Origin of the sequence: Prevotella corporis DSM 18810 = JCM 8529 (genome assembly GCF_000430525.1) — a bacterium.
GTDB lineage: Bacteria > Bacteroidota > Bacteroidia > Bacteroidales > Bacteroidaceae > Prevotella > Prevotella corporis.
In genome coordinates this window covers 1-17734 of the sequence record NZ_AUME01000050.1, presented here as the reverse complement: position 1 = coordinate 17734, position 17734 = coordinate 1, and the positions used below count along the sequence as shown (strand labels likewise).

The window sequence follows — 17734 nt, the reverse complement described above, 5'->3', positions numbered from 1 at the left end:
AGAAACAGCCTGAACGATTCATTAAGGATAATGTCCCTTTTGCTTATGCTTTCTTTATCTATCTGTTTTTCCATTATTTCATACTTGCTAAATTAAAAACAGAACGTTTGTTCTGTTTTTGTAAGTGCAATATTATGCAAATTATTTCAATCCGTCAAATTTTTCTGATGATTTTTCCCGAAAAAGTTTCATTTTTCTCTCTTTATCTTACTTTACAGTGTAAAATAATTGATTATGAGCCTTTTTGATAGCATAATAACAACACTAAAACTTGAATAAATAAGTGCCAATAGAATTAGATGTGAATATTTTAAGGTGTATCTACAATTTATTTCCTAAAAATACACTGTTTTCATCAGAAAATATTATCTTTGCATTATCAATTTAAGTGCTCTTTGAAGTAATGCAGAATAAAGAAAGGGAAAGAAACTCGCTCGTTTCCAAGTCGTAACCCTTTTACCCTTTATTCATTCTTATTTTATTGGTTATCTGAAAGATACAGATTTCTTGAATCTTTTGCGGGCGTAGTCAGTTGCAATGAGCATCTTTGCCTTTTCCTCACTCTCACTCAGTGGTGCACGTCCCAAGAGTGTGGCATTGCCCGTCTTGGCGAACTCCATCAGCTTGCCGATAAATTCTTCCTGTTCGGGCGTGGGCGGTATGTTGTGCAGTATCTCGTTTATCTCGGGACGGTCGATACCGATGTCCTTTGCCGTGCGAAAATCGCAAATCTCCGCATAAAAGTAGTGGGTATGAATGTAATTGGCTGATTACTAATAGAAAGCAGAATATATGATATAATTAAGGTGAACGATTAAGAAACGAGCGAGTTTCTTTTCATTATTCTGCAATGCTTCAAAGACCAATAGATACGGCAAAGATAGTAACTAAAAATGAAATATCCAACGAACTCAATGGATTTTACCTCTCGTCCACAGTTTTTCATACTATTCATTCCTTTTACAGGGAATTAAGCCTACAAAAATGTTAAATTTACGACAGTTGCGGTTGATTTTCACTGTTTTTCGTATTTTTGCAAAAATTATCAAACAGTTAGCAATATGAACATCATCAAGTCAGTCACCGTATTAGCACTATGTCTCTCATGCGGGCATTTATCTGCGCAGGATTCCACCTTCAAGTTAGGCATCCGTTTGGGTGGCGGCATGTCTGTCACTACTGGTCTGGATAAGATTCTTGTTCCTGAAGACTATTATTCCAATTACAGTTTCAAAGACAAGTGGCAGCTTACGCCAACAGTTGGTGTGTTTGCTCTGTATCATGTCGATGGTTCCATCATAGGTGTTGAAGGTGGATTTAGCTATTGGCAGAAGGCTTCACAGCTTGTCTATAATGATAATAAGGAGTTAAACTATAAAGTTACACCTCGTTATAATTACATTGGCGTATCTGCTCTGTTGAAGATTTATCCTTGGCGCAAAGGCTTCAATTTTTCAATTGGAGGACGCGCGGGAGCTAACCTTAATGGCAAGGGCATATCTTACGAGAGTAATCAAGAAGAAAGTAAGTTTACAAACTATCATTTTGCCACTGTCGATGAGACGGAACGTCTAATGAAAGAGAAGTTAACAGGGCAGCCAGATATTGCCGTTGGCGGTGGTTTTGGATATGAAATTGGCAACCACTGGGCTTTAGATTTACGTTACTTTCACGGATTGAACTCTACCATTAAGACAGAACGTAATGACTATAACTGGGCAGAACATTCAACCCATGGACAGAACATAGAGCTAAGTATCAGCTATCTTTTTAAACTTTAGCCCTTATGAGCTTATCTATGAGGGACAAGAGCAACAGAAAAAAACGTTATATTCTGGCAGGAATCTTTCTTGGCATAGCTACTCTTTTTGGTATAGAACGTTGTGTTAATGACGAACCAGAGTCTGTGCAGCGTATAGAACAAAAGACAGCAGACAAGGCTCCATCACAATCTTCTACACCACATGTTTCTTCTTTAGACAAGACAAATGTGCAGAAAGATTCGGGACGTTCATATTGTGTATATAATAAGCTGGGGAATGTGTCCCGAAACGTTACAAGTATCAATACAAGGAGAATTAAAAAATCAAGCAGGACAAGAAAAACTGCTAATGGCAAACATTCCTCGTCAGAGCAGCCTATCCTTTCTCCATCGTTATCAACTGACGTTTCATCTGTAAACGATAAAATAGCCATTAGAAAACATGAGATGAGCGAACCAGAGAATGAGCCAACAAATCTGAAAACAGGTGAACATATTCTTGACAACTCTATGAATAGCCAGCCCACCATAGTAGAGGAAATTCCGAAAGATACATCATCTTTGATAACTTATTCTTTTCCTCACCATCATCTTTTTCGGATAGGACTCAGAGCAGGAGTAGGTTGTTCTATCATTACAGGATTAAGCAGTATTATTGAAAACTATGACATACGCCCTACTTTCACTATGAGTGAACGTGGTGGTATCAGTCCTCGTATTGGTGTCTTTGGAACATGGCAATATCGCAGGTTAGGTGCAGAGTTGAACATTGATTATACTCGTATCTCCAGCAAGCTGACGGAGTACAAGAAACCTGAAAATACAACCGAGACTACACGATTTCATTATAATTTCATCACTCCTCAAGTCCTGCTTCGTTTCTATGCTTTCCCAAAGTTCTATATGGGAGCAGGAATTAGTGCTGCTATTCCGTTTGGCAGCCGTAATATCGATTTTACTAATGACCGCATTGGAGAGGTATATCGACAGCAGGCAGAACGTACTCAGGATCATCTGAGAGAATCTATTAAGGCACGAGTAGCATTCATTCCTACCATAAAGATTGGCTATGTTGATGTAAAGAATGGTCTGGAGGCAGGACTGGAATACGGTTTCGGATTTAATGATATCCTCCGCACCAGTGCCAATGACTATGGCTATCAGGAGCGTATGAATAATCTTCAGACTGTCAGCCTTACCATTGGCTACAGTCTTCCACTTGGCAAAGCTAAATAAGCAGCATCCTCGAATCATATTAAAACAGTCTTTATATGAAACATAAATACCTCACAGTAGTTTTCTTTTTTATATCCACTCTTTCAGCTACAGCTCAGACCCCTGGTGGTGTAGATAAGCCAATGGTTTGGTCACACGATTCTGCCTCTTTCCGTGTCTCTGCTGGTGCTGGACTTACCTATATAGGCGTAAGTAAGGTATACGGCGAAAAAGAACAGGCTATATGGTCTCTTGGAAGCAGAAAAGCTATTACTCGTATGCAGACAACTGAGCGTACTGCAAACCTTGACAATGGTACTTTCATGAATTATGCCAAGGACTCGCTGCCTGAAATGCGACTTTACAGCTATACGACCTCTTCCAATATGGGCAACGGTCAGACTCTGCATATCGGTCGGAATAGAAACACCAAACTACCTGTAAAGGACCTTGATGGTAGAACTGTTGAGTATACCGTCTTCGATCGCCGCCTTTCCGATACAGAACGTTGCCGTGTGGAAAGCTATCTTGCTTTAAAATATGACGTAAGCCTTCGCAGCAGTTACCTTAATTCAAGAAGTGAGGTTATTTGGAATGGTTATACCAACAAGGCCTATAGTCACCGTATAGCTGGTCTTATCTCAGACAAGGCTTCTGCCTTACATAAGACAAGAGCCAAGAGCTGTGAGGAAGACGGTTTTCTTACAATCAGTATGAGCAAGCCTCTTGAAGATGGTGAGAGTATTCTTTGGGGTGACAACAATGGTAAACTTTCTTTCCGTCAGAGTAAGGCTTACGGCAAGTGGCTCGGTAGAAGATGGATGGATACAGCAACACGGATTGACAAGCCTAATGTTGATATTGTAGCTGATAGCAAGCAGCTACGCCAGATACAGCCTCTTGCAGAAGGTGAGAGTTACTATCTTGCCGTTGACCCTACAGGAACGGGTAGCTTTCCTGTCAAAACTCTAAGCTATCATAAGGCAAATACGACAGTTGGTGATAGTATTGTCTTTAAGAATATACCGTTAGGAAGACGTGATGTCTTCACGCTACGAGCTGCCAAAGATATGTTTACAACGATAGAAGTAGTGCAGCCAACGGAGAAGAGCGGTAGCACAGGAACACTTTCTGTCAGAGTAACAGGCGGTATTGCCCCTTACAAGATGACTCTACAGAGAGAACACATGTCTGTTTTCAATCGTACTACAAGCGACAGCATACAGTCTGCCGATGGACTCATAGAAGGGAAATACCTTCTTACGACGACAGACCATGTGGGCAACAAGGCTGAGAATGAGTTTCAGATTTCGAAGACAGGTATCACAGAGATTCCTTCCATGAATCCTTCTGACGGAAGTAGTGACATCTTTGCAAATGTAAGTGTAAGTCCTAATCCAACGGTGAATGGATATGTCAGTGTGCAGGTGGAACTGAGCGAAGTAGCTCCATTGGATATGGCGCTCTATACGACGGGTGGAGCTCTTGTCAGTCGTCAGACTAATATGCCTGATACATATTTTTCAACCAAAGTCTATCTTCCACAGACAGGTGTCTACTTATTGACACTGCAAAGTGGTAGCAAAGAAAAGACATTTAAACTGGTGAGGAAGTAAATCTCATTTTTCCTTTATAAAATTTTCCAACGCAAGTATATATATATTGAGGACCTTTAGGTCTGAAACAAAATAGCAAGAATAATGAAGTATTCTACATATTCACTCCTCCTTCCGTTCCTGTTGCTTTCAGGAATCATACTAAACTCCTGTAATGGTGGAAGTAGTCGTTCTGCTAAAGAAACGGTAATCAGTGATTCTACATGTACTGATACAATCTCTTCTGTACAAAAAGATAGCATTTTCCGAAAGGCTACTTCCTTACGAAAACAAGTTAAGGACAGTGTACAGAACTCACCTGTGAAGAGAATCTCCGAAGAAATCGCAAGAAAAGAAAAGGGGAATCGTGTAGATACTCACAAGCCGAACAGGAAATCTGCAAGACTTTTTGCAGACTTAGGCAAACGTACTGTCAGCAAGTTCTTTGCCAACTCTGACAGCGATACGCTCAATGTTGGGCGTGCCCAGCTTGCCGTTCCACGTGAGGCTATGGAAAAGGGTAAAGTTCTCAGTATTACTCCACTTAGAAAGGGTGAACTACCAACCTTGCCTACGGGTATGGTGAATGTTACAGGTGGCTGTGACACCTTAATGGCAAGAACCGATACGGTATCAGGTTATCGTTTCTTACCTCATGGTAATCACTTCGTCCATCATCTGGCAAGTATCTCAGTACCTTACGACAGCACGTTGATTCCGAAAGGCTATACTGTAGATGATATCCACACCTATTATTATGATGAACTACACCAACGCTGGACAATGCTCCAGTCAAAAGGTATTGATACTAAACGTGAGGTGGCAATGGCAGAGACATCACACTTTACGGATGTCATCAACGGTATCATCAAGGTTCCAGAGAGTCCCGAAACACAGAATTATGTCCCTACAGGTATCAGTGAACTGAAGGCTGCTGACCCAGCAGCAGGTATTCAGCAGATTGAAGCCCCATCAGCTAATCAGAATGGTACGGCAACACTGTCCTATCCTTTCGAAGTTCCTGCAGGGCGTAATGATATTGGTGTAAGTGCCGGCTTACAGTACAGCAGTGAGGGAGGCAGTAGCTTTGTTGGCTATGGATGGAGCCTTCCTGTACAGAGCATTGACATAGAGACCCGATGGGGTGTACCACGTTTCGAAGATCAGTACGAAAGTGAGAGCTATCTCCTCATGGGACAGCAGCTTAGTGACCGACTCTATCGTAGGACTGATTCTCTGGCAAGACAAGCTGATAAGCAGTTCTATCCAATGACTGAAGGTGGTTTCAGTAGGATTATCCGAAAGGGTAACAGCCCGAAGAACTATTACTGGGAAGTGACTGGTAAGGATGGTACAGTCTATAGTTATGGTGGTCATGGTGGTCATGTAAGTGATGCTACTTCTCTTACCGACACCAAAGGGAACCGTATCAAATGGGCACTTGATCGTGTTACCGATGTCCACGGGAACTTTGCCGCTTTCCATTATATGAAGTCTGGCAATAACCTTTATCCTGAACGCTATACATGGACAGGATTCGGGGAGACGGAAGGATTGTATAGCATTGAGTTCGATATTGACTCTACAGCCACAGACCGAAAAGATGTGACGAGTAGCGGAAGACTTGGCATTATGCAAAAGGACAAGGGGCTACTCCGTAAGGTCATAGTGAAGAATAATGGTCAGCAGCTCCGCAGCTATACCTTAAACTATGAAGAAGGACCGTTTGGCAAGATACTGCTAAAGAGCATTGATCAGAACGATAGTAGGGATGGTAAGGTTGCTACACAATCTTTTGACTATTACAATGACCTCAAAAATGGACTTTTCTCTTCTAAGGCAGAATTATGGAAGGCCGAAGGAGAAGATTACGAGGCATTCCTCAGCCATTCGGTTCGTGGGTGTGATGACAATCTAAGTCTTCTTGGTGGTGGAGCTTCAAAAAGCCACACTACGGGTTGGGGAACAATGGTAGGTATTGGCTTCGCTGCTGGAACAGTAAATGTTGGTCCATCTTTCTCTAATAGTAAGAGTTCAAATTCGGGTAAAGTTGCTTTTGTAGATATTGATGGTGACGGACTTCCTGATATGCTCTTTGGTGATAAAGTGAAGTTTGGTCTTGGATATGACTTTACAAATGAAGAGAATAGCGGTGTTACGTCATTGGAGTCTTCTGAAAATAGCACATGGGGTGCAGGACTTGGTACATCCATCGAGGTACTTGGTAATGCCGATATATCCTTTGGCGTCAATGGAACGAAGACAACAACAAAGTACAATGTGTCTTTTATAGATGTTAATGGCGATGGCTTACCTGATATGGTAACTCGTAATGCTGACAAGTTCACCATAATGCTGAATACGGGTTCTGGATTTATTCCTTATTCAGAAGAACAACAGGGTCGTTTCAATGAGTCATTGGCAACGTCCGTTTCTCAATATGGTAATTTTGCTGTTTCCATTCCAATACATATTCTGTTTTTAAAACTAAGGTTTACAGCTAAGGTTACCAAATCTTGGTCAAGTGGCGTTAGTTTTACAAGCGCAGCCTTGAGAGATATTGACGGTGACGGACTACCTGATCTTATCATATCTGATGGGGCAAAGCAGCTTGTTGTTTATCGTAACCTTACGGGCAGAACGAACCTGCTGCGCTCTGTGACGCTTCCTTTCGGCGGACATATCAATATCGGGTATGAGCAGACAACTCCAAGTTACGATTTGCCAGGACGCCGCTGGGTGATGTCATCGGTTGAGACGACGGGTGGATACAAGGAGAACGGAGCAATACGAAGCAGGAACACCTTTGAATATAGTGGTGGCTATCGTGACCGCCGTGAGCGTGACTTCTATGGTTTCAAGCAGGTACGTACCAATCAGATAGACACAGAGAATGGTGACAGACTCTATCGTTACTCCGTACAGACCTATGGTAAGAACAGGGATTACTATGCGCATGGACTTGTTACAAGTGAATATCTCTATACCGCTGATGGAAAGAAACTGCAGGGTGCTGTCTATGACTACGACCTGAAGACACTCGCCGTTGGTAATAATACGACAGATGCTGTTGTCTTCCCTGCCCTAAAGACACTCGTTCAGAGTAACTTTGATGTAGATAGTGGCGATAGTCTGGCAGTTGCTGTCAGCAATACTTACGATGACTATGGTAACCTGCAGGGATATAAGGAGACAACAACTGACTATAGCTTAGAGGCAAATATCAACTATCATAAGATAGCAGATAAGTATATTGTCAGTGTTCCGAGCCATATCACTGTCAGCAGTAGCGGTAAGACTTATCGTGAACGCAGCACGAAGGTGGACGGCAACGGTGAGATAACGGAGATCATGCTCCATAACGGTGACAAACCTTCTGTCTATAACATGACTTACGATGGCTATGGTAACATCACACGTATGACGAAGCCGGAGAACTACAATCATCAGCGTATGTTCTATGCTTATACGTATGACGACCTCTATCACAGTCTTGTGACAAGTGTCAAGGATGCATACGGCTATAGCTCCAGCACGGCTTATGATGGTCTTTGGAATGCTCCGTCTGTAACGACCGACCTTAACGGGCAGAAGATGGAATACACCTATGATGCACTGGGCAGACAACAGACAATCCGTGCTCCGTATGAGATAGAGAGCGGTCAGCCATTTACTATCCGCTTTGAGTACTTCCCTGCAGAACGCAAGGCACATACCATTCATTATTCTAAGGAAGGCAACATAGATACCTATACCTTTGCCGACTCGCTGATGCGTGCCGTCCAGACGAAGCAGACAGGTGTGGTCTGGTCTGGTGGCAGCAATCAAAAGGTCTCCATCGTCAGTGGAAGGGCTGTTATCGATGCCTTTGGACGTAATATTGCGGCTTATTATCCAATGACGGAGAGCCATGGTAATATTGGTACTTACAACCATGCTACAGGTGATCTGCAGGCAAAGACAGAGTATGATGTGCACGACCGTACCACGAGTGTTACGCTTGCCGACGGCAGTGTGACACGTACGGCTTATACTGTCGGCAGCCATGACGGTGAACCGATGCTCCAGACAACAGTCACGGATGCACTGGGACGACATACGGAGAGCTATACCGATGCCAAGGGACGCAACCGTGAAACGGTGCAGCATGCCCGTGGTGAGGATATCACGGTGAAGTACAGCTATGACCCTGTCGGACAGGTGATGACGGTTCAGCATCCTAACGGCAGGGAGACGAAGTATGCCTACGATTTGCTTGGTCGCAAACTGATGGTGAACCATCCTGATGCAGGTGAGACGGATATGACTTATGATGCGGCGGGTAACCTCTTGACGAAGCTCACGGCAGAGCTTAGGAAGTCAATATCTGACAAGGGTTACATCTCTTACACCTACGACTTCGAGCGACTCCATGAGATACTTTATCCTGAAAACCTCTTCAATCGTGTTACCTACACCTATGGTAAGGCTGGCGATAAGTATAACCGTGCCGGTCGTCTTGCCCTCGTTGAGGATGCGAGTGGCGGTGAAGCCTATTACTATGGTCGACAGGGTGAGGTGACGAAGACCGTCCGTACGGTCATGGCGAGCGTGGCTGATATCAGGACTTATGTCTATGGTGCTACGTATGATAGCTGGAACCGTGTGCAGACGATGACTTATCCTGATGGTGAAGTGGTTACCTATCACTACAATGCTGCAGGACAGGTGGAGAGCATGACGAGCAATAAACAGGGACGTCAGAGCGTTATTGTTGACAGGATAGGTTACGACAAGGAGGGTCATACGGTCTATACGAAGCTTGGTAATGGCACGGAGACAACCTATACATATGACAAGCAGCGTGAACGTCTGCAGGTGATGAACCTTACAGCGGATGGTCAGACTGTGATGGAGAACAGGTATCAGTATGATGCCGTGGACAATATCCTCGGTATCACGAATGCTGCCAACCCAACGTCGCTGACGAAAATCAACAAGGCGAAGCTGGGAGGAAGGAGTATGCATACGTATGAGTATGATGAACTCAATCGCTTAATCTCTGCAAAGGGTAAAGCTAAGAACGCTTCTTACTCAATGTTAATGTCGTTCGGACGGATGAGTGAACCGCTGACGAAGGTGCAGAAGGTGGACTCAACAACAACTGCGAAGTCTTATAACTTTGCTTATAAGTATGAGGACAGTAATCACCCAACGGCTCCAACACAGATTGGTCACGACCATTATACCTATGATGCCAACGGCAATCCTACGCTGGTAACGAATGATTCAACGAACACTACCCGTGAGATGTACTGGGATGAGGACAACCGGTTGATGGTCTTAAGTGACAACGGCAAGACGAGCCGATACACTTACAACGCTGCCGGTGAACGTATCATGAAGAGTTACGGCACGATGGAGGGCGTGTATATCAATGGTGCACCTCAAGGAATAACCTTCCACGAGACGGATAACTTCACGCTTTATCCAGCAAGTATCCTCTCTGTCAACAAGAATCGCTTTACGAAGCATTACTTCATTGGTGACAAACGAGTTGCTTCAAGGATAGGGACAGGTCTTTTTAATAACGTCTATGGACGTAACGGTTCATACGTAACTGCTGGTCAGCAGGACTATGCTGAGCGTATGAATCAGATTCAGAAGCAGAAGGAGGCTTACTATAAGCAGCAGGGCATTGCTCCTGGTGTACCGACAGAGAAGGGTGCGTATGGTGATCCAGAGAACACTGGTGTAGGGTATAATGCCGTTCTCACAGAACTCGGTAACCATGATGTGCCACAGGGTTGGATTCAGACTCCACACCCCAACACCACACCGAATACCAACCCCGGTCCACCTGTAAGCTGGAACGACCCGAGCAACCCTGATGACCCGCAGGCTGGATATGGCTATATTCCAAACGACACTACGAAAGAGGAAACCTTCTTCTATCACAGTGACCACCTCGGCTCAACATCTTACATCACAGATGATAAGGCCAACATCACCCAGTATGATGCTTACCTACCATACGGTGAACTCCTTGTAGACGAGCACTCATCGAGTGAAGACTTACCGTATAAGTTCAATGGTAAGCAGTTTGATGAGGAAACAGGCTTGTACTATTATGGTGCAAGGTATATGAACCCTATGTCGAGTATTTGGTATGGGGTAGATCCGTTAGCTGAGAAATATGCAACGACGGGAGGATATGTCTATACGTTGGATAATCCCATAAGATTAATAGATCAGAGAGGCAAACGTCCATCAACTGCTGAAGCTGCTCTTATATCCAAACATGTTTATGGGGGCGATGATGCTACTACAACTCGGAAAGACCTACGAGCTTTCGGGTGGAAAATTGTAAAGGGAGTGGATAAAATTACGAAAAACATTAATGATGTATTGTTAAATAGTGAATCTGATAATGGTTATAAAGCTCAATTATATAAAAGAACGAATCATGGACATGTAGAATTTGTTTATGCTTTTGCTGGTACAGACGATTGGAGTGATGTTGTTGACGACATAGACCAATACTATGGAGGAAGCCCAAATCAGTACAAAATGGCAGTTGCAAACGCAGAGATATTATCAAGTATATTGAAAGAAAAGTATGGCAATAATGTAGATTTTACATTTGTTGGTCATTCTCTTGGTGGTGGAGAGGCGGCAGCAGCAAGTATGGCAACTGGTTTTGATGCAATTACATTCAATCCAGCAGCTGTAACAAGTGATGATTTATTAGGGAATCCTAGTCATATTACCAATAATATCGCATTAGGAACGAAATTATTTACTATTTTTGGAAAAGACGTTTATTATGGTGGGGATATGTTACATAATTTCCAGTCAAATACTAATGTAGATATACCAGGTGCTATAAATTACATTCAACTTGGGACTGGTGCAACTCATACGATTGATGATTTCTACAACTATTTTTATAAGGATCGTGACGAATAAACTATTTGTATTTTCTTTTCTTGTTCTGTTAACATCGTGTGGTTTACCTTATGTACACAAGGTTCAACTAACTAAAGATGACTTATCATGGATTGACCATTACCATGATACAGATACACTTGTGTTCACATCAAACAAGGGGGTGGATACGTTAACATTAATTTCAATGCGAGTTTCAAACCCAAGGAATACCTTTGTATTTGACCCAGAAGGTGTTAGATGGTATGATGGCTCCCATGAATTTCATGGGAATGCATATGTTGAGATGAAATTAAGACATTCCGGTACATCATTTGTCGTAGGATTTTATATTCGAAGAAATAAAAATACAGATCCTCTACGTTATAGCATAATATTTGGTGAAAAAAGCACTTCATATGAAAATGTCCAATTTTCTCAATATCAGATACATGGATGTAAATTAGATAGTTGCCTTGTGATTAATTCAAACAACATGAATAATAATTTAGGTGATCAGCCTCATCTTGAAGTAAAGTCTATTGTTTGGAATAAGTCATTGGGGCTTGTCCAATATGAACTAAATCATAATATCATATATACAATAAAGATGTGATGTATCATATAACTAGAATACCTATTTATATTCAGAACTGATAACACCGAGGTACTCTTTTCAGCCTTCCCCTTCTTCCAATCGAACTTCGATGAGGCAAGTGTCAACTGCCTGACCACGAAGGTAGGAACACTTATGATGCGGCAGGTAACCTCCTGACGAAGCTTACGGCGAAACTTAGGAGGTCGATATCTGACAAGGGTTACATCTCTTACACCTACGACTTCGAACGGCTGCATGAGGTGCTTTATCCTACTTCGATAATCAGTATTAACAAGAATCATTTTACGAAGCATTACTTTATTGGTGACAAACGAGTTGCTTCAAGGATAGGAACGGGTCTGTTTAATAACGTTTACGGAAGAAACGGCAGTTATGTCACCGCTGGTCAGCAAGACTATGCAGAGCGTATGAATCAGATTCAGAAGCAGAAAGAGGCATACTATAAACAGCAGGGCATTGCCCCAGGTGTACCTACAATGAAGGGTGCGTATGGTGATCCGGAGAATACAAAACGAGGATATAACTCTATCATTGACACACTCGGTAACCACGATGTGCCACAGGGTTGGGTTCAGACTCCACACCCCAACACCACACCGAATACCAACCCCGGTGCCTCAATCTCATGGAATGACCCGAGCAACCCTGATGACCCGCAGGCTGGATATGGCTATATTCCAAATGATACTACACGTGAAGAAACCTTCTTCTATCACAGTGACCACCTCGGCTCAACGTCTTACATCACAGATGATAAAGCTAACATCACGCAATATGATGCTTACTTGCCATACGGCGAACTATTAGCTGACGAGCACAGTAGCAGTGAAGAACTACCCTATAAGTTCAACGGCAAACAGTTTGATGAGGAAACCGGCTTGTACTATTATGGTGCAAGGTACTTGAATCCTATGACAAGTTTATGGTATGGGGTGGATCCGTTGGCAGAGAAGTATGCTAATATATGTTCTTATACCTATTGCCATGATAATCCGATTAGGCTTATAGATCCTACTGGATTATATGATGAAGATACTGCTAAGAAAGTAGCCTCAGAAAGGGGTGCACAATACCACAAAGATAGCGAAAGTGGGGAATGGTTTGTCGCTATGGACGAGACAAGAACAAAGGCATATACAACAGGTGGAACGTTAACAAGGGATTTTGGGCCTAAGAAGTTACCAATAGCTGACAATATGATAGTTAATGATTTTTCAACCCCCATAGCAGGTTTTGCCGATATTGCAGCATATAAAAGGACAAAGGATCTTTCTAAAATGTATAATTCCATGTTTACTCAATATTTATATAATGGAAGATTGACTCAAATAGATCAGACAGGTAAAATATGGAGAAACGCAAATACTTCTCGGCTTGTCAATCAAACTTTAAGTAAGAAGCTCCCTGTGTTTACAAGGTATTCTAACATTTTTGGACGGGCTGCAGCGGTACTTACAACAATAGATATTGGAGGGAGTATTTATAAGGGTATCACTTCTAATACTATCCAAGATCAATCATATTATTTAACAGAAGGAGTTCTAAAAACGCCTTCTTATATCCCCTATTTTGGTACTCTATGGGGATTAGGCTTTGATAAGGCTGTTCGTCCAACTTGGGAAAATGGTGCTAAGAATATAGACAATGCTATAAAACATGGGGCTGATCCTGCTATTATTTTTATTATACCAGGACTAGGATATGTTCCTTCTACAAAATAAGCGTTATTATGGAATATTCATATTTTATAAAGAGAAATATCAAGTTTTTTAATAATAATGGATATACTCTATATCCGAACGGGAATCAAGTCTATAAACGAATAGGTGATTATGATGTTCTAATCACTGATTATACAGGGAAAAAACTATCATTAGACCTTCTGATCGTCTTTGAACTTTGGATAAAAAATAATATAACAGATGTGCTTATCTTTAGAAAAATGTATAAGAGAACTTTTTTTTGTCCTAAAATGGAAAAGATTGATAAAGAAATAGCAAAAATAATAGAAGAATTCTAGTCTTCGAACCATATGTACAGCTGATCAATAAAATTTATACCCTGTACCTATAATGCACCTATGACAGCTGGAACCGGGTGCAGACGATGACTTATCCTGACGGTGAAGTGGTGACTTATCACTACAATGCTGCAGGACAGGTGGAGAGCATGACGAGCAATAAACAGGGACGTCAGAGCGTTATTGTTGACAGGATAGGTTACGACAAGGAGGGTCATACGGTCTATACGAAGCTCGGTAATGGCACGGAGACTACCTATACATATGACAAGCAGCGTGAGCGTCTGCAGGTGATGAACCTTACAGCGGATGGTCAGACTGTGATGGAGAACAGGTACCGTTATGATGCTGTGGATAATATCCTCGGTATCACGAATGCTGCCAACCCAACGTCGCTGACGAAACTCAACAAGGCGAAGCTGGGAGGAAGGAGTTCGCATACGTATGAGTATGATGAGTTGAACCGCCTTATTCATGCAAGTGGTAAGGCGAAGCGTGCATCGTATGACATGGTGATGTCGTTCGGACAGATGAGTGAACCACTGACGAAGGTTCAGAAAGTGGACTCAACGACAACTGCCAAGTCTTATAACTTTGCTTATAAGTACGAGGACAGTAACCATCCGACGGCTCCAACGCAGATTGGTCATGACCATTACACCTACGATGCCAATGGTAATCCAACGCTGGTAACGAACGACTCTACCAACACTACCCGTGAGATGTATTGGGATGAAGACAACCGCCTGATGGTACTCTCTGACAATGGTAAGACGAGTCGTTACACTTACAATGCTGTTGGTGAACGCATCATGAAGAGTTACGGTACGATGGAGGGTGTGTATATCAATGGTGCACCACAGGGCATTACCTTCCACGAGACGGACAACTTCACGCTTTATCCAGCAAGTATCCTCTCTGTCAACAAGAACAGATTCACGAAGCATTACTTCATTGGTGACAAACGAGTTGCTTCAAGGATAGGGACAGGTCTTTTTAATAACGTCTATGGACGCAACGGATCATACGTAACCGCTGGTCAGCAGGACTATGCTGAACGTATGAATCAGATTCAGAAGCAGAAAGAGGCATACTATAAGCAGCAAGGCATTGCCCCTGGAGTACCTACAGAGAAGGGTGCGTATGGTGATCCAGAGAACACTGGTGTAGGGTATAATGCCGTCCTCACAGAACTCGGTAACCATGATGTGCCACAGGGTTGGATTCAGACTCCGAAGCCGAACACCACACCGAATACTAACCCCGGTCCACCTGTAAGTTGGAATGACCCGAGTAACCCTGATGACCCACAGGCAGGTTACGGCTACATCCCTAATGACACTACAAAAGAAGAAACCTTCTTCTATCACAGTGACCATTTAGGCAGTACGTCTTATATTACAGACGATCATGCCAACATCACACAGTATGATGCTTACTTACCGTATGGTGAGCTGTTAGTTGACGAGCACAGTAGCAGTGAAGAACTGCCCTATAAGTTCAACGGTAAACAGTTCGATGACGAAACCGGCTTGTATTATTATGGTGCAAGGTACTTGAATCCTATGGCAAGTCTCTGGTATGGGGTGGATCCGTTGGTGGAGAAGAATCCAAATATATCAAGCTATATATATTGTGATAATAATCCTATAAGATTCATTGATCTTATTGGTAAAGAAGGAGAGAATGCTAATAATTCAAAAGGAGGAAATAAAACTGTCCGTGTATATATATCTGAGAAGAAATGGAAGTATATATACATGAATCATAAAAGAGGTATTGCGAAAGGTAATCCAACGCTGTTAACTTATGATTCAAGTAATATAAATGCTGCTAGAAGAAGAACTGCAGCATTGAAAGCCAGCGGAATATCTTCTTCCCCACAAGTAGATCGGGATGAATACCCATATGCACATACAGAAGAAGGTGGATCTAATGCTTCTGTTATGCAAGTTCCAAGATCAGAGAATCGATCTCATGGACAGTATTTGAGTACTTTGGTGAAAAGTAATAATATGAAGACAGGAGACCATTTCCTAATTATTTTAGTTCCTGACAATAGTAAAAAAGAAAAGCAGCATATTCCTATTGGTTCTACAGTTCCTGTCACTGAAAAAATACATCCCAACCGAGATGTTGTTAAGAATATTGCAATAGGAGCAACTGTAGTAGCCATTCTTAAAAGTATAGGCACAATTGCTGAAAAGATAGTTTCAAGGACTGTAACTCCAATAATAGTTCCACCAACAACATCAATGAGTATAGAAATGCAGTATCAACAATATAATGATAATTTACGATGAACTTAAAGGAGAAATTAAATTTACTGGAAGGTGAATTAACTCGAATAGAGAGCCCCATTCTTAGATTGTTAAGAGATAGTAATGATGGCTTTGACAGAGATCAAACTGCTCATGTGCTTACAAATCTTGGAATGTACCCTCTTCAAATGCTACTTGATTTTTATGATTGGACTACCGGGGCAGATGAGAATATTCTTTTTAATATAAATAATCAGGTAAAACTTTCCACAATAGGGAATCCCGCAAAGGTTTCAATTACTACGAGTTTGTACATGTTAGATGCAACAACAGATGATTTTTTTGCACATAGAAAGATGCTTCCTTTTATTTATAATGGTATCATGGAAGATCCCATACTGATTGATTTGTCGCCGAAAAGTAAAACCATTGGAGCACTATATTATTATAGTCCACAAGTAACATTATCTGTAGATCCTATTATGATTTATGATTCATTAGAGTTATGGATTGATACAATGTTATTATGTTATTCAAATGGCATCTATAAAATAAAACCTAATGGAATGTTAGTTGCCGATGTAGATAAGGAGATTAAAATAACAAGGGAACTCAATCCACACTCTATCTATTGGGATTAATACACAACACTGTATGGTCTTTTCCATAAAGACGCTTTCAGTTGTACATTTCCCATCCCTATGGTTACGGATGAACTATGCTCCGTCCGTAACGACCGACCTTAACGGGCAGAAGATGGAATACACCTACGATGCCCTGGGCAGACAGATGACTATCCGTGCTCCGTATGAGATAGAGAGCGGTCAGCCGTTCACCATCCGCTTTGAGTACTTCCCTGCAGAACGTAAGGCGCATACCATCCATTATTCCAAGGAGGGGAACATTGACACCTATACCTTTGCCGACTCGCTGATGCGTGCCGTTCAGACGAAGCAGACGGGTGTGGTTTGGTCTGGTGGCAGCAATCAAAAGGTCTCCATCGTCAGCGGGAGGGCTGTTATCGACACCTTCGGACGCAGCATTGCGACTTATTACCCAATGACGGAGAGCTATGGTAACATCGGCACTTACAACCACGCTACAGGTGATCTGCAGGCAAAGACGGAGTATGATGCGCACAACCGTACCATGAGTGTTACGCTTGCTGACGGCAGTGTGACACGCACGGCTTACTCTATCGGCAGCCATGACGGTGAACCAATGATCCAGACAACGGTCACGGATGCACTGGGACGACATGCGGAGAGCTATACCGATGCCAAGGGACGCAACCGTGAAACGGTGCAGCATGCCCGTGGTGAGGATATCACGGTGAAGTACAGCTATGACCCTGTC

Annotated in this window: 8 protein-coding genes and 4 pseudogenes; 11 read left to right on the top strand and 1 reads right to left on the bottom strand. The window is 42.4% G+C overall.

Annotated features, from left to right (window positions below):
• Positions 1 to 248, top strand: a 248-nt coding sequence (locus tag H515_RS14950; RefSeq protein WP_028901865.1) for a hypothetical protein, incomplete at its 5' end; no start/stop codon positions are given.
• 237 nt (positions 249 to 485) lie between these two features.
• Here the strand turns inward: H515_RS14950 and H515_RS15315 are convergent.
• Positions 486 to 743 (bottom strand): annotated as a pseudogene (locus H515_RS15315) (helicase); the annotation flags it as partial.
• A 318-nt stretch (positions 744 to 1061) separates the two neighbouring features.
• Between H515_RS15315 and H515_RS0109105 the strand changes: the two are divergent.
• The 10 genes and pseudogenes from H515_RS0109105 to H515_RS0109060 all read left to right on the top strand — a co-directional run.
• Positions 1062 to 1781 carry a porin family protein gene (locus H515_RS0109105; RefSeq protein WP_025878008.1) on the top strand — a complete coding sequence of 240 codons (720 nt, stop codon included), beginning with the start codon at positions 1062 to 1064 and terminating at the stop codon, positions 1779 to 1781.
• 17 nt (positions 1782 to 1798) lie between these two features.
• On the top strand, positions 1799 to 2998 hold the full coding sequence (locus H515_RS0109100; protein WP_025878006.1) for an outer membrane beta-barrel protein: 1200 nt from the start codon (positions 1799 to 1801) through the stop codon (positions 2996 to 2998).
• 35 nt (positions 2999 to 3033) lie between these two features.
• Positions 3034 to 4593 carry a T9SS type A sorting domain-containing protein gene (locus H515_RS0109095; protein WP_025878004.1) on the top strand — a complete coding sequence of 520 codons (1560 nt, stop codon included), beginning with the start codon at positions 3034 to 3036 and terminating at the stop codon, positions 4591 to 4593.
• A gap of 84 nt (positions 4594 to 4677) precedes the next feature.
• Complete coding sequence (locus H515_RS14095) at positions 4678 to 11520, top strand: Tle-like phospholipase domain-containing protein (RefSeq protein ID WP_244870072.1); 6843 nt, start codon at positions 4678 to 4680, stop codon at positions 11518 to 11520.
• Between the two features lie 142 nt (positions 11521 to 11662).
• Positions 11663 to 12094, top strand: coding sequence for a hypothetical protein (locus H515_RS0109085; protein WP_130829985.1), 432 nt, complete (start codon positions 11663 to 11665; stop codon positions 12092 to 12094).
• Between the two features lie 242 nt (positions 12095 to 12336).
• Positions 12337 to 13818 (top strand): annotated as a pseudogene (locus tag H515_RS15310) (RHS repeat-associated core domain-containing protein); the annotation flags it as partial.
• Between the two features lie 8 nt (positions 13819 to 13826).
• Positions 13827 to 14117, top strand: a complete 291-nt coding sequence (locus H515_RS0109075) for a hypothetical protein (protein WP_025878248.1) — start codon at positions 13827 to 13829, stop codon at positions 14115 to 14117.
• A 56-nt stretch (positions 14118 to 14173) separates the two neighbouring features.
• Positions 14174 to 16420 (top strand): annotated as a pseudogene (locus H515_RS13280) (RHS repeat-associated core domain-containing protein); the annotation flags it as partial.
• Complete coding sequence (locus H515_RS0109065) at positions 16417 to 17019, top strand: hypothetical protein (protein WP_025878211.1); 603 nt, start codon at positions 16417 to 16419, stop codon at positions 17017 to 17019. The pseudogene H515_RS13280 and the gene H515_RS0109065, both read left to right, overlap by 4 nt.
• Before the next feature lie 70 nt (positions 17020 to 17089).
• Positions 17090 to 17734: pseudogene (locus H515_RS0109060) on the top strand (toxin TcdB middle/N-terminal domain-containing protein); the annotation flags it as partial.